At 69.2% G+C, this 13,556-nt stretch carries 11 protein-coding genes and 1 pseudogene; 3 read left to right on the forward strand and 9 right to left on the reverse strand.

Annotation, left to right across the window (positions count from 1 at the left end):
- Positions 1-167: 167 nt before the first annotated feature.
- Positions 168-374 (forward strand): hypothetical protein, encoded by a 207-nt coding sequence (locus ACZ58V_RS39915; RefSeq protein ID WP_471296154.1) that lies wholly within the window; start codon positions 168-170, stop codon positions 372-374.
- Between the two features lie 85 nt (positions 375-459).
- Positions 460-987 carry a hypothetical protein gene (locus tag ACZ58V_RS39920; RefSeq protein WP_471296157.1) on the forward strand — a complete coding sequence of 176 codons (528 nt, stop codon included), beginning with the start codon at positions 460-462 and terminating at the stop codon, positions 985-987.
- Between the two features lie 211 nt (positions 988-1,198).
- On the opposite strand, the gene ACZ58V_RS39925 is transcribed toward ACZ58V_RS39920, so the two are convergent.
- Both ACZ58V_RS39925 and ACZ58V_RS39930 read right to left on the reverse strand, forming a co-directional pair.
- A complete protein-coding gene (locus tag ACZ58V_RS39925) occupies positions 1,199-2,917 on the reverse strand; it encodes an acyl-CoA dehydrogenase family protein (protein WP_468197989.1) in 1,719 nt (572 codons plus the stop codon).
- Positions 2,918-2,996: 79 nt separating this feature from the next.
- Positions 2,997-3,563: a PadR family transcriptional regulator gene (locus ACZ58V_RS39930; protein WP_471296160.1), complete on the reverse strand. Its 567-nt coding sequence runs from the start codon at positions 3,561-3,563 to the stop codon at positions 2,997-2,999.
- Between the two features lie 1,096 nt (positions 3,564-4,659).
- On the opposite strand from ACZ58V_RS39930, the gene ACZ58V_RS39935 reads away from it, so the two are divergent.
- A complete protein-coding gene (locus ACZ58V_RS39935; protein WP_471296163.1) occupies positions 4,660-5,571 on the forward strand; it encodes a hypothetical protein in 912 nt (303 codons plus the stop codon).
- Positions 5,572-5,929: 358 nt separating this feature from the next.
- Here ACZ58V_RS39935 and ACZ58V_RS39940 read toward each other — a convergent pair whose 3' ends face one another.
- From ACZ58V_RS39940 to ACZ58V_RS39970, 7 genes and pseudogenes are all read right to left on the reverse strand, one after another.
- On the reverse strand, positions 5,930-6,334 hold the full coding sequence (locus ACZ58V_RS39940) for a hypothetical protein (RefSeq protein WP_468197997.1): 405 nt from the start codon (positions 6,332-6,334) through the stop codon (positions 5,930-5,932).
- Positions 6,335-6,420: 86 nt separating this feature from the next.
- On the reverse strand, positions 6,421-6,879 hold the full coding sequence (locus tag ACZ58V_RS39945) for a hypothetical protein (RefSeq protein ID WP_471296166.1): 459 nt from the start codon (positions 6,877-6,879) through the stop codon (positions 6,421-6,423).
- Between the two features lie 240 nt (positions 6,880-7,119).
- Positions 7,120-7,698: a dihydrofolate reductase family protein gene (locus tag ACZ58V_RS39950; protein WP_471296168.1), complete on the reverse strand. Its 579-nt coding sequence runs from the start codon at positions 7,696-7,698 to the stop codon at positions 7,120-7,122.
- A 188-nt stretch (positions 7,699-7,886) separates the two neighbouring features.
- Positions 7,887-8,408, reverse strand: coding sequence for a GtrA family protein (locus ACZ58V_RS39955; protein WP_471296171.1), 522 nt, complete (start codon positions 8,406-8,408; stop codon positions 7,887-7,889).
- Positions 8,409-9,850: 1,442 nt separating this feature from the next.
- A pseudogene (locus ACZ58V_RS39960) lies at positions 9,851-10,318 on the reverse strand (erythromycin esterase family protein); the annotation flags it as partial.
- Between the two features lie 113 nt (positions 10,319-10,431).
- A complete protein-coding gene (locus ACZ58V_RS39965; RefSeq protein ID WP_471296173.1) occupies positions 10,432-12,393 on the reverse strand; it encodes a spermine/spermidine synthase domain-containing protein in 1,962 nt (653 codons plus the stop codon).
- A 107-nt stretch (positions 12,394-12,500) separates the two neighbouring features.
- Complete coding sequence (locus ACZ58V_RS39970; protein WP_471296176.1) at positions 12,501-13,379, reverse strand: oxygenase MpaB family protein; 879 nt, start codon at positions 13,377-13,379, stop codon at positions 12,501-12,503.
- Positions 13,380-13,556 lie beyond the last annotated feature (177 nt).

The raw sequence follows: 13,556 nt of genomic DNA on the forward strand, positions 1-13,556 counted from the left end.
CGAACCGACAAGCTCGCCCTTGCTTACCAAGCCGCGCTACACCTCGCCTGCATCCTCATCTGGACCCGACACTGACCAAAGAGACAGAACCTAGGGTGATCACCATGGCGTACGTAACACCGAGTTCCGACGGCCAGGTGCGAGCGATCATGTTCACAGGGGGGCTCTTGAGCCTGCCGTCGGGTGTCGGACTGATGGTCGGCGTGCTGCTGGGGCTGAGCGGCTGGCTCTACTTCAACACCACCCCGCCCGGTGACGGTCTCTCCGCCCGCGCCTGGACCATCGCCGTCGGCAGCGCGGGGATCGCCTGCCTGATCGGCCGAGTCGTGGTCGGCGTGCAGCGGCAGCTGCTACACCGTCGCCGAGGCTCATAGCCGGTGAGGACATGAGTGTCGTCGCGCCCCAGCCCAGCTACATCGAGCGGGTCACCATCCTCCGTCCGAAGTCGAGGTCCTGACCATGGCACGCAAGACAAGGCTCACCGGCTTCGCGCTGGCCGCCGTCGTCGCGGGCACGCTTCTGACGGGCTGCGCGTCGGACGACGAGTCCCTGACGTATCAGACGGACTACAGCAATCACCGGCCACTGCGGGTCGTCGGCTACCCCTCCACGGGAAGTCTCGAGACGGTGCAGAAGGCAGTGTGGCGGCTCGCCGACCGTGACGCCGACGGGCTGGCCGCTCTCGCCGTCGACGACACGCACGCCGATGCCACGGCCCGCAATTGGGTCAAAGCCTTCGGCGCCGCCGCCAAGGGAGACGTGACGGCGGAGTTCTACGACGAGGGTTCCGTGCGGCAGGTCGTGGTCCTGTACTTCGCCAAGAGCAACCAGATCAAGGAGATCGAGGCCCGCATCGGCGAGGACGACTCGTGGGGACTCACCCTCGCCGAGCCCGACCCGGCCGAGGCGACGGCCAAGCCCACATGGGCCCCGCCGAAGCCGGGCGGCTCCGGTTCCCGCACATCCGGCGCCCCGTCCGGGAGCTAGCGGTCACCTGCCCCGCAGCGCCCCTCGAGGACCGCACTCCGAACAATCGGGGTGCGGTCCTCCGTATCTCCCAGAGACGGAATTCCGTTTGAACGCGGGCCCGGGGCTGGTGACGGTAGAGATACGAGACGCCGGCACGGCCACGGTGCGAGCGTTACTGCTCCCGGTGGCCCTGACCGTCACATGTCGACGAGCCCCCCGTGGCGGGCTGTCACGGCGCCATCTCGTACGCCCCGGACAGTGCTTCCACACGCTCCCAGACGCGCCCCGAACGTGCTTCGTCGACGACGGGACGCCGCACGGCACTGAGCGCCCAGCGCTGCTGATCCACAGTGGCGGAGTCCTTGCCATGCAGTTCGACGGCGAAGGCGGAGAAGTCGCGGACGAGGACGGAGAACAGCTCGTCGAGCACGTCCTCGTCGAGGTCCGTCAGGCGGGCCTGCTCCAGGATCAGCTGGCCGTGCACCACCAGCGCGAAGAGCTGGCCGACGGCGAGGAGAAGATCGAGGTCGCGGCTCTGTTCCTCGTCGGGGGCCGCGGTGGTGACGAACTCGCACAGGGCGTCGGCCTGCTCCCGGAAGCGGGCGACGTTCGGCACGTCGGCGTATGCGTCGTAGGCGGGACGCCAGTCGTGGAAGCGTACGGAGCCGAGGCCGCGGGCCGGTCCCTGCTCGAAGAGGAACGTGTCGTCGGCCGCTTCGAGGCGGGTCGGTACGGGCGCGAACTCGGCGGGGTTCAGGAGGTGGTTGCGCATGAACTTGAGGATCAGCGCGAGGTTGACGTGGACCGTGCCCTCGAGCTTGGGCAGTCCCCGGATCTCGACGGCGGCCTGGGCGAAGTAGGTGTCCTTCTCGAAGCCCTTGGCGGCTATCACGTCCCACATCAGGTCGATGACCTTCTCGCCCTCCGTGGTCACCTTCATCTTCGTCATCGGGTTGAAGAGCAGGTAGCGGCGGTCGTCCGGCGAGGCGGAGCGGAAGTAGTCGACGGCGCGGTCGCTGAACAGCTTCATGCCGACGAGGCGGACGTACGCGTCGGCCAGCTCGCGGCGTACGTGCGGGAATGCGGTGACGGGGCGGCCGTACAGGATCCGGTTGTGCGCGTGGGTCACCGCCTCGTACATCGCGTGCTCGCAGATGCCGATCGAGGCGGTGCAGAGGTTGAACTTGCCGACGTTGACGGTGTTGAGGGCGGCGTCGAAGGCGGCGCGGCCCGTGTGCAGGACGTCGTCCTGGCCCACCGGGTAGTCCTCGAGGCGGAACTCGCTGACGTACTTCGAGGAGTCGACGACGTTCTTGACGAGGTGATACGCCGAGTGGCGGCTGTCGGCGGCGAAGAAGACGTAGCCGTCCGGGCCCTCGATGTCGGTGCGTCGGCCGAAGACCGAGACGAGCCCGGCGGCGTTGCCGTTGCCGATGTAGTACTTGGAGCCCGTGGCCGTGAAGCCGCCGTTGCCGTCCGGCGTCAGCAGCATGTCGGTGGAGTAGATGTCGGCGCCATGGGTCTTCTCGGAGAGGCCGAAGGCGAACACCTCGCCCTGGGTGAGGAGTTCCGCCGCGCGGGTGCGGGCCGCGGTGTTGTCGCTCTGCCAGACCGGTCCGAGACCGAGGATGGTCACCTGCCACGCGTACCAGTAGTCGAGACCGTAGAAGCCGAAGATCTCGTTGAGGGCGGCGATCCGGGCCGTGTCCCAGCGCTGGTCCTTGTGTCCGGCGGCGGACGCCGGGGTGAGGAAGGTGGCGAACAGCCCTTCCTTGGCTGCGAACGCGAGGAAGTCGGCCAGCCAGGCGCGGGAACGGTAGTCCTCGATGAGCCTGCGCTTGCCGCGGTCCTCGAACCAGTCGACGGTGGCACGCAGCAGCCTGCGGGTCTCGGGATCGAACTGCGCCGGGTCGTACGTACGGGGGTTGAAGAGGAGGGGGTCGGCCATGAAGGTTCGCCTTCCGAGGGTTGAGGGTGGAGGGTGCGGGTCTGAAGGTCTCGGGGCCCGGGCGGTGGTGGCCGGCAGGTCAGGCGTGCGGGTGTGACGTGCCGAGCCGCCGGAGGGTGGCGAGTACGTCGTCGAGCCAGGCGATCGTCATCCGCTCGTACGCGATGCCGCCACGCAGCACGACATGCTGGAGTTCCTGACCGGCGTCGAGCGGGGTGGGGGACGCCGGGCCGGTGAAGTCGCGCAGCTCCCCCACCACATAGTGCGCGAGCCGGTCGCTGTGCACCTGGCGGTGCCGTTCGACCTCACGGATCAGCACAGACGGGTCGTCGAAGGCCGCGCCGCGGATCTTCACCGCGAGGTCGTGCCGGATGCTCTCGGGTTGGATCGGTTCGTGCAGCCACTGAGAGAGGGCGGCGCGGCCGGGGCCTACGACGGAGTACTCCTTCTTGTCCGGTCGGCTCTGCTGCGACAGCTCACGGACGGCGAGCAGGCCCTCGCCCTCCATGCGCTTGAGAACGCGGTAGATCTGCTGGTGCGTGGCGGTCCAGAAGTACCCGATGGAGCGCTCGAACCGCCGGGCCAGCTCATAGCCGGAGCCCGGCTTCTCCAGCAGGGAGACGAGGATCGCGTGCTCGAGCGCCATACGTCGATCCTCGTATGCAACTCGTTGCATAGCCAAGGGGCGCTGCCCAGGTGAGACAGGGCTCACGCGGGACGGCGGTGGACGGCCTGTTCACCGCGCCCGCGTGGATCGACCTTTCTCCGACCGCCTCCCCGGTAGGTCCGGCCGTCCGCCACCACACCGACGGCGCACGCCTGCTGCCGGATCAGCCACTACGCAGGCGTGCGGTCTGTTCGGCGCCGACATTGGTGGTGCGTCGCAGGTAACGCTCGATCACGGTGAGCTCGTCGCCGGTGAAGTCCTCCAGCGCTTGGCCGAAGGCTTTGCCGGGCGGGTCTCAGGCGGCTTGCGTGGACCGTCGCCTCGTCCGTCGGCCGACGATGGATCACGCGCCGCGTCCGTCGGCCTATGCGCCACAGTTGGCACGCTGCCCGGACGACGGGAGTGGAGGAACCGGCTGCCGGACTTGTGCGACTTGAGCGACCGGTCCCGCGAGTTCCTCGTCGGGGCAAGGCATGAGCGAACAGCGAGCCCGTGAGGAGTGAGTCGAAGCGTGGCTGGCCGGCCGCTGTCAGCGGCTATTCAGTCCAGCCGATTGCCCAGGTAGTGAGTGGCGTCGTGCGGGCGGGAGCCGTTGTCCACTATGCGGCATGCCGCTTCTGGAGTCCCTTGCCGACCGGCTCGGGGAAAGACAGGGCTCGCAGACGCCGCCGAACACGCGGCGGCCGTCCGGCCCGCTGACCCACCCGAGGCGTTCCGTCACCCCATGGGCCCCATTTCGTCGGTTCCCCTCCGCGGCACGGGCATGGTGAACGCGCATGCCTGCTCATAACCGAGGGGAGGGGGAGGCGAGTACACCAGTGATCTCCCGCAAGGCTCGCATCTCGGTTACACGGCGGGCCTGAGGCACGGAGGCCACGCATGTCCGACTTACGACGCTGCCACCTCGTGCTGGCTGAAACATCAACTCGTCACACCTGAAACACAGTTGTCGCACATCCTTCTGGTTGACAGACTCGCCTCGCCGACGGAAACACGCGGACAAGCGTGCGAGCACGCACGCGGAAGCATCACGCCGGCGGACGAGGCTTGCGTCATCTCACCAGGGGGAACATCCATGAACCTCAGCCTGCCCAGACGTGTCCTGGCCCGTGCCACCGCCACCCTCGCGCTGGCGCTGGCCATGGCTACCGGCACCACCGGCCTGCTCTCCGGCACCGAAGCGCACGCCCTGCCGGTCACCGAGGGCTCCTTCAGCTTCAGCGGCGACGAGGACGACTACATCAGCGGCGGCCAGTCCTACGCCTACGCGGCGGCGTCCCAGGACCGCATGAACGTCTCCGGCACCACCGGCAACAGGGTGGTCACCGTCTCCGTCGACGGAGCGAACGGCGACTGGTGGACACTGAACCTGTCGGCGCCGTCCGGCAAGGCCCTGACGCCCGGGACCTACACGGGAGCAACCCGCTACCCGTTCAACGACGAAACCGAACCGGGCCTGTCGCTCAGCGGCAACGGCCGTGGCTGCAACCAGCTCACCGGCACCTTCACCGTCTCCGCAGTGGAGTTCGGCCCGCAGGGCTACGTGAAGAAGCTCGACGCCACCTTCGTGCAGCACTGCGAGGGAGGCACCGCGGCAGCGCGCGGCGAGGTCCACATCGAGAACCCGGCCCCGCCGGCCGAACTCGGCCTGGGCCTCGACATCGCCCTGGACGGCACCGCCAGCTCCCTCAACGGCAAGGCCACCTTCCACGGCACTGTGAGCTGCAACAAGCCGGTGCAGGTGACCGTGGGGGGCGACGTCACGCAGGTGAAGAAGCGGGACCTCATCCGCGGTTCCTACTCCACGTCGGTGTCCTGCACCCCGGGCGCCCCGGTCGCCTGGACCGGTACGGCCGTACCCACCGGCTCGGTCCCCTTCCAGAAGGGGGACGTCGAGGTCGAGGGCCGCGCGACGGCGACGGACCCGGACTACGACCAGCCGGTAACGGTCAGCGAGACGGTGGCGGTCCGCCTCACCAGAGTCTGACGCCCACGTCCTGACGCACCGCCACACCGCCCGGCCCGGACCCTGGTCCTCTCGAGGAGCGGGGCCCGGGCCGGGTCGCGTTGTGCGGCACCTGGGCTACAGGGCTCTGAGGATGTGCCCTCCGGAAAGGGAGGGTCGGGGGCGGAAGCGGCGACGACGGGTTCGCTGGTGCTGCGAGGCAAGAGCGGCACGGTGCTTTGCCCGGGAGACCGGACGGTGGTGCTGCGCGGGGCCGCCGGGCGGTGACACCGCCGATCGACAACCGGTGTAAGGACTCACCAGTAGAGGCCCGGCGCGGGCTACCCGATCTGTGCAGGGCCCAGGTCCCGGGCTGCCCGGATGGTCCTCTTGGGCCAGATCAGCTGGTGGGCTCCTCCTGACTACGACGGCGCCGGAGGCGTTCCAGGATGCGGGACCGCGGTCGGCGGTCGTCGATCTCGTTCAGGAGCAGGCGCAGCTCGCGATCGAGCTGCCGGGCGTCCGGGGTGGCGGCGAAGCCAGGTTCGGACAGAAGATCAGCGCACTGCTTCATGAGGCGGGTGAGCCGGCTTCCTTCGTCGGCGACCGGTACCTCCGTGGCTTTTTCGGTTCCTGCCGCCCGTATGCCCGAAGTGATCGCTTCGGCGAGGGTGACGCCGCTCGCGCCGGACTGCAGGACCGCCTCTTGCGCGGCATCGTACTCGGCTGCGGACGGCGACCATGTGCTGGCGGCAAGCTCGCTGCGCAGAGACGCAATCGCGGCCTGCACGTCGGTAGGTGTCATGCCCGTGAGCCTACGGCGCGGCGTCCCCACCTGCTGATCCGGCCAGTCAGGGCAGGCCTCCCCGAGCAACGCGACGGCAGCAGCCGTCAGCGGCGGCGGCGCAGCCCCTCAGCCCAGTCCTGGAGCGGGGCTTCGAGGACGAGGTTGTCGCCGCAGGCCACGGTCTGGAGCAGCTGGGCGCATGCGGTCGCTTCGGCGGCGAGAGCAGTCGGGCTGCCCAGGACGGGGAAGGCGGCGCGGACCCGTGGGCAGCGCCGTTCGGCCGCAGCAGGGTGCAGGCGCGGAGCTGGCGGCGTCGCCCCCCCCGGCTGGGGCGCGGCCCATCCCTCCCGGTCCAGGGTCTGCAGGGGTGCGGTGAGTTTCGCCCCGTGCAGGCGGCTGTGGACGGTGGTCCAGCAGGGCGCGGCCGGGGCCCGGATGCCGACGAACTCGGAGATCGCCCGGTCCAGGTAGGGCTGCCGAACGGCGATGCGGTCAGAGCCGGCCGCCGGCACCTTGTCCAGCACCTCGGCGAGGCCGGTCCGCCCGGAGTCCGGCTGACGCAAGCGGGCACACCTTCGCCGGGCTCGGGCACGGTAGAGGTCGCAGCCGCCGCCGAACAGGCCGCCTTCAGGGGCCAGGAACTGCTCGCCGCCCGGTGGGCTAGCCGCACGAGCCCGGCATAGGGCTGCGCTGCCTCCTGGACCTGTGCCGGAGGCCCGGCGCGTAGCTCTGGCCGGGGCGGCCGGTTTGGGCGTTGGCTGGGTTGGCGTCGAGTTCCACGTCCTCCCCGTGCGTGGATGGGCTCAGGTGTGCAGGGTGGGCCGGTAGATGAGTTCTTGGATGTGGCCGTCGAGCGTCCGGTGGTCGATCAGCTCGAGGTCGAAGTCGGCCGCACCCCGGAAGACCGGGTCCAGCCCGGTCTGAGCGGTGATCACAGGGAAGAGCGTCACCTGGACGCGGTCGACCAGACCGGCGGCCATCAGCGCACGGTTCATCGACAGGCTGCCGTGCGAGCGCAACGGCACCTCGGACTCCTCCTTGAGCCGGGCCACGACATCGACGGCATCGCCGCTCACGACGTCCGCGTCCGGCCAGTCGAGGGGTCCTTCCAGTGTGGTCGACACCACCGTTGCCGGCAGACTCCTCATCCGTGTGACCCATGGGTCACGCACCTCGGAGTCCTCGCTGCTCGAGGCCAGCATCCGCGCGAAGGCCCGGTACGTGTGGGCGCCGAAGACCATCCGCTGCTCCTCGCCGTACAGGGCGAGACGGTGGTCGAGGAGCTCGGGGCCCTGCTTGCCCCAGTAGCCCGTCCAGTCACCGCCGGCGGCACCGAAGCCGTCGAGGCTGGAAAAGACGTCGAATGTGTAGGCAGCGGTCATGATGCTCTCCTCGGGTCCGGGCGATCGCGTGCTGGAGATAGAGACCGGCCACCAGGGCGGGACTCATCGCCCCCGGGACTCCTGGAGTCCGGCCGCCCCGGAAGCAGGCCCCGGGGTAGTACGGCTGCGGGCTGCCCGCTGTGTCGCTGGTGGACAGCTCGTGATGCGGCCCATTGTCGGCGGAAGGGTCAGGCGGTCCGGCAGAGCATCGCCGGGCCGGCCGGTGCCGCGGCGCGGGCCACGGTCGCGTGCACGGGTCGGGCGGTGCGGGCAGCGGCCGCGGCCTGCGAGTGACTCCGCGCGAAGACAACGAGGCGCAGCACCGCGAACCGGGCGACACCGGCGAGGGCGCAGGCGGACAGATAGACGGCCTGCTCGAGCACCGCACCGGGTGCGGCCACCCACTGGTGCAGGACCAGCATCGCCACACAGGTCACCGCATACGCGGCCACCGCGGACCCGGCCGACTGCGCATGCTGGCGCCACGTCGCGCGCCCGCCGGCACCGAAGGTGAAACGGGCGTGCAACTCGGTTGCGACGAGCGTGGAAACCGCGGTGACCAAGGCGTTGGCCAGAACCCACGGAATCCAGGAGGCGAGCGCCGCCACGGCGAAGCTGGAGGCGAGCCCCACTCCGCCGCCGCACAGCACGAAGCGCGCGAAGGCGACAGAGACGCCGGGTGCCGCCACTTGTCGGCTCTGCGCTGCCATGAACAACCCCCTTGATCGGCCACTGCCCGAAACGTGCACCTCTCGGCTTGCGACGCCTCCCGCGCACTGTTTCTAATGATGGAAACGCTACGTTGCGTTCACAGTGTAGGCAAGTGCATTTTCGCTAGGAGTTGCTATTTATGCAGGTAGTTGACCTCAGCATCGTTGCAATAACTTCAAGATAACGCAACGACCCTAGGCTGTTCATTGCAATGGATTGAAGGTGAACGCTCCGGACGACGTACCGAAAAACCCGGCATCCCCACACGGACCGAGCCGGGAGGGTTCGGGCCTCGCACCTATGAACTTGGGGCGCCCGTCCCGCGACTCGCGCACAAGGAAGCCCGGCCGTGACGGCGGACGCGCGGCTCCTCCCCCGGGTCGGACCGAAGCAGTACCTGCGATCCGGCACCGCCGTGTCCCGCTCGGATACGACCGCATCGGGCTCGCTGGCAGGGCAGAGTTCCGCGAGGTGCTTGAGCAAGCTTGCACACGTGCTCGCGCTCCGGGCCACGCGGCTCGGCCGGCTTCTCGGCAGGCTCCCAGCCGGACACCGTCGCCCGGTACACCTGCAACACGGCAGCCACCTCGACCAGCAACACGACACGGTCTGGCCGCGACGGTGCAAGGAGCGGCCCCGGGGCCGGGTCGGCCGGTCACTGCGGACGCGATGCGTGGCGCGCTGGCGGTGGCGACGCGGTACCGAATTCCTCAGCGCGCCGGGCGTGCCGACGGTCGGGGGGATGCCGCCGAGTGCAGCGTCAATGACCAGGCCAGCGAGCATCGGGGCGATGTTCACTCCGTCGCCCGGCCTCCTGTTCTGCCCGAGGAGGCTGAACGCCCGAGCGTTCACGCCGGGATTGGTGAAGAAGCCGGCCGCGCCCACCAGCGGGGCCAAGGCCGCCGCGCAGCGACAGCCAGGGCGGTGACGGCTGATGAACGATCGAGAGGCTGACGCCGGAGGCTACCAGCGGCGTGGGCCGGGCCTTCTGCTCGTCCGGCGCCATCGCCGTGTGGCTTGGCCACCTGCTACGACAAGTTCGCCCGCACCGCCAGGCCCTGCCACCCTCGCCTGTCTACGGGTCCCGCCGCCCTGACATGCGGACTCGACCTAGGCGTTGACGTGGCGACGCCGGGCCATCTTTCGCGGAGCAGCATGGTGCGCGGGCTCACCCTGATGAGCTGCATCCTGACGCCACAGCCACAGCGACGTCATGGATAGCAAAGCGGTGAAGACAGCCAGGAACAACACCGATACCCACATCTGTCGGCTTCCAGGGGCTGCCCATCCCGCCGATGCAGCCGAGGCAGCCCAGAGGGCCGCACCCCCGGCGTAGAAGATACGCATCCTGCGCAGCTGCCGCAGAGCTCGTACGGATTCGGCGTGATCAGTTTCCGGTGCCATGGCGACGCAGGTACCCCGATACGCGCCTCCATCACCCCTCGGCAGTCCCTTGGAGGTCGGTGTTGTTCCACCAGAGGTAGGTGCCCTGGAACTCCTCCCGCATGATGCGGCGCGGGTCCCCCTTCCCGTACAGGACATAGTCGTTGAGGCGCAGGCCGGTGCTCCAGCTGGCCTCCAGGGCGAAGGTCCTGAAGCCCTTCTCCCCGACGAGGTGTCGGAAGAGGCGGTGCTTCATGGCGAAGAAGTCGTGCGAACTGTGCGTGGCCTCTCCGACGCCGAGCACCTTCGCGCCGCCGATCATCCGGGCGAGGGCGCGCAGGTCGCGGGTGTCACCGCCGGGTTCAACGGTGCGTAAGGGGTGGACGGCGCGGTCGAGGGCGGCCACGACGGTGCCCTCCGTGGCCATTGTGGTCGTCGTGGCGGAGGCTGTCTGCGGCAGTGTCAGCGCCGTGCCGGTGAGGCCGGCGAGCAGGGTGAGGACGAGTCCCGTCCGAAGCGATCTCATGATTCCAGGTTCTCGTTCCGGACCGGCGTCGCCCATCCGGTTCTCCTCCGAACTCGGGTGCGGAAGACCACCGGCCGTGACGGAGGTTCTCCGCGCCTCGGCGAGGAGAGGCCTCAGGTCCTGGAAGCAGCCGTCCCGCTGCCGGCCACGCGCATGGCGATGCCCGCCCCCAGGTACACCACGGCCACGACCAGCAGCAGCGTCTGATAGCCCGTCACCAGGGCCAGGTACTCGAGTGCGCCACCGGTCAGCGCGCCCAGCAGGTTCGCGCCGAACGCCGAGGTCGGGTCCGGGGCGTGGGCGAGGCGGTCCGAGAAGATGAGGTTGGCGCAGAAGATGGGGGCGAAGGCCAGGGCGATGGCGGAGGCGAGGCGGGCGGGGAACGGAAGGGACAGGACGGCTTCCGCCGGGACCAGCCAGGCTGCCGCGAGGGAGCTGAAGAGGAGAAGCTGCAGCAGGATCTGGTTGACGTGCCGCAGCTTGCGACGGACCTCTACCGCCGCCAGGACCGCCAGGAGCACGCCGATGAAGACCAGGGCGTTGACCAGCCAGGTGGTGCCGAAGTAGAGCGCGAAACCGATGACGTTCTTGGTTTCGAGCAGTATGAAGGCCGCGCCCAGCAGAAACATGTCGGCGTAGCGGATGGTGCCGCGCACGCGTACCCCGGCCAGGCGAACCGACAGGAGTGTCACCAGCAGCATGGCGCCGAGCGCGCCCAGGTAGAGGGTGGGAATGCTGCGGTGGAGCAGGTAGGGGAAGGGGTGGTCGTCGGTCGCGACCGCCGGGACCGTGCCGCTGGGGCGCCAGACCTGCTCGCAGGACTGGTCGGCGGTGGTCATTCCGGCCACCAGCACGGCAGCGTTGCGTTTGAACGTCGTCAGACAGGGGGCGTGGCCGTAGATGTCTTCAAGGGTGCCTGCGAAGCGGTCGACCAGCCAGCTCTTCCGGTAGTAGTTGTACATGGCGAACGCGCCGTTCGGCCTCAGATGGTCGCGCGCGGCCTCCAACGCCTCCCGGGTGAACAGATAGCTCTCCAGGCGCAGGTTGCTCGCGCCGGACACCAGGGTCAGCGAGTCCGGCAGGGCCAGGACGATGAGGTCGTACTTGGTGTCCGTCCGCTCGAGGAAGGCCCGGCCGTCGTCGATGTGGACGTGCACCCGGGGGTCGTCGTAGGGCTTCGCGGGGTGCAGTTGGGCGCCGATCTGCTGCAGCCGGGGGTCGATCTCGACCGCGTCCACGTGTTCCGCTCCGTATGCCAGTGCGACCGCGACATCGTTGCCGTTGCCGGCCCCGATGACCAGCACGCGCGTGTGGGGGTTGTCGGGCGTCTGTTCGTAGGCCTGACGGTAGGGCGAGTTCGCGCGCATCAGCACCGGGAGCGGTGCGGTGCTCTGGTGCGGGACGCCGTTGGCGGAGATGTAGTAGGTCCGGGTCTTGGTCGGTGAGGGTTCGAGCTGGATCTTGTAGTAGGGCGACCAGGTGATGCCGGTCGTCGTCGACTCCAGGAACAGCACGACGACCATCGCGGTCAGGGGGATGCCGTACAGCAGTGTGTTGCGCCGGCCGCCGAGGATCAGCAGGGCCACGGCGGCGAGTACGCCCCATACGACCGAGGGGGCGCGGAGCCAGGACAGTACGGCGAAGGACACCGAGCCGGTGAGGCTGCCGAGCAGGTCGTAGCGGTAGGCGTTGAGTGAGGGGAGCAGGCGGAAGAGATCGGCGGTGATCTTGCCGATGCCGGCCATGATCGCCGCGGTCAGCAGGAAGATGACCGGCAGCGTCACCCACTCGGGCAGGCCGGTGGTCTTCACGGCGGTGAAGTAGATGACCTGGCCGCTGCTCTGACGCACCTGCACCGGGAATTCGCGGACCAGGACGACGAGAAGCACGAGCGGGACCGGTGTCCAGCGTTTGAGCCAGTGTCCGCGCTCGGCGGGGATCAGGAACCCGATGCCGATGCCGAGGAACGATCCCAGCAGGATGAAGTTCGAGAAGTAGCTGAGGTGGACGATGTTGGCGCCCGCCCACCTGATCAACGCCAGCTCGACGAAGAGCATGGTGCTGCTGGCCAGCATGAGTCTCAAGCGCACCGAGCTTGCGGTTTGCCCGGTTTCGACCCGCTTCATACGCATGCACAGTGCCAGCTTCGGAGCGGCGAGTCGAGGTGCCTTGCCGGTGAGCGCTATGCCGCGTCGCTGGGCGGTGACATGGCCCAGCGGATGCCCGCGGTCACGGCCGTGCCGAGCGGGCGGACGCACGGGCCCTCGGCCACGGGGAGCCGTGGCAGCCCCAGTGCACGCGAGGCCCAGAGCGGCAGGAGGGAGACGGCGTTGGCGGCGATCACGCCGTACGGGAGGCGGGCGAGGAACGGGACGGGCGGGTTCAGCAGCAGGAAGCGGGCCGAGCTGCGCGCCTCCCGGGTGGCGCGCAGCTCGCCGCGGTAGGCGGCCAGGCGCGCGGCGAGTTGGGCGGCGTTCACCGGCGGGTCCGGGACACCGAGCGCCATGGCGATGCGTGCCATGTCGGCGACGTAGGCGTCGCATCCCTCGTCGTCGAGGGGATGCGCCCCGTAGCGCTGATGGGAGCGCAGGAAACTGTCGACCTCGGCGATGTGCACCCAGCACAGCAGATGCGGGTCCGCGGCGGAGTAGGACTGACCGTCGGCGGTCGCGCCGCGCACCGTCTCGTGGACGGCTCGTACGCGGTCACAGGCTTCCTGCGCGCTGCGGGCAGGCCCGTAGGTGGTCACGGCCAGGAAGGTGCTGGTCCGCTGCAGCCGTCCCCACGGATCTCCGCGGAACCCCGAATGTCCGGCCACGGCGGCCATGGCCAGGGGATGGAGCGACTGGAGCAGCAGGGCCGACAGACCGCCGATGAACATCGAGGCGTCCCCGTGCACCCTCCTGACGGGCCGCTCGGGGCCGAACCAGCGGGGGCCGGGTGTGCCGTGAATGCGCGCCCGGTTGTCCGGGCCCTCCGGACCCGCCACGCGGGAGAAGATCTCCCTGCCGAGCCGGTCACGCAGCGAGGGGCCGCCTTCCGGGAGACGTCTCCTGGGCATCGGGTCCTCCTGACCTGGGGGCGGTGGCAGAGGGGTCAGTCCCTATGACTTCTTCTGCCCCACATCACCTTTCGGAGGCCTCTCCCGGCACGGCAGCCGGGTGCGGTGGGTGACCGGCTCTACTAGCCTGGACACTGCTCGACGAACGTTCTGCACATGCAGGAACCTGTGCGTCCA

It is taken from the genome of Streptomyces sp. NPDC040589, assembly GCF_055594445.1.

What these genes read in the sequence shown, in the direction of transcription:
- ACZ58V_RS39920 (WP_471296157.1), top strand. Translation starts at nt 460, where the DNA reads ATGGCACGCAAGACAAGGCTCACCGGCTTCGCGCTGGCCGCCGTCGTC.
- ACZ58V_RS39925 (WP_468197989.1), bottom strand. Translation starts at nt 2,917, where the DNA reads ATGGCCGACCCCCTCCTCTTCAACCCCCGTACGTACGACCCGGCGCAG.
- ACZ58V_RS39930 (WP_471296160.1), bottom strand. Translation starts at nt 3,563, where the DNA reads ATGGCGCTCGAGCACGCGATCCTCGTCTCCCTGCTGGAGAAGCCGGGC.
- ACZ58V_RS39935 (WP_471296163.1), top strand. Translation starts at nt 4,660, where the DNA reads ATGAACCTCAGCCTGCCCAGACGTGTCCTGGCCCGTGCCACCGCCACC.
- ACZ58V_RS39940 (WP_468197997.1), bottom strand. Translation starts at nt 6,334, where the DNA reads ATGACACCTACCGACGTGCAGGCCGCGATTGCGTCTCTGCGCAGCGAG.
- ACZ58V_RS39950 (WP_471296168.1), bottom strand. Translation starts at nt 7,698, where the DNA reads ATGACCGCTGCCTACACATTCGACGTCTTTTCCAGCCTCGACGGCTTC.
- ACZ58V_RS39955 (WP_471296171.1), bottom strand. Translation starts at nt 8,408, where the DNA reads ATGGCAGCGCAGAGCCGACAAGTGGCGGCACCCGGCGTCTCTGTCGCC.
- ACZ58V_RS39965 (WP_471296173.1), bottom strand. Translation starts at nt 12,393, where the DNA reads ATGCTGGCCAGCAGCACCATGCTCTTCGTCGAGCTGGCGTTGATCAGG.
- ACZ58V_RS39970 (WP_471296176.1), bottom strand. Translation starts at nt 13,379, where the DNA reads ATGCCCAGGAGACGTCTCCCGGAAGGCGGCCCCTCGCTGCGTGACCGG.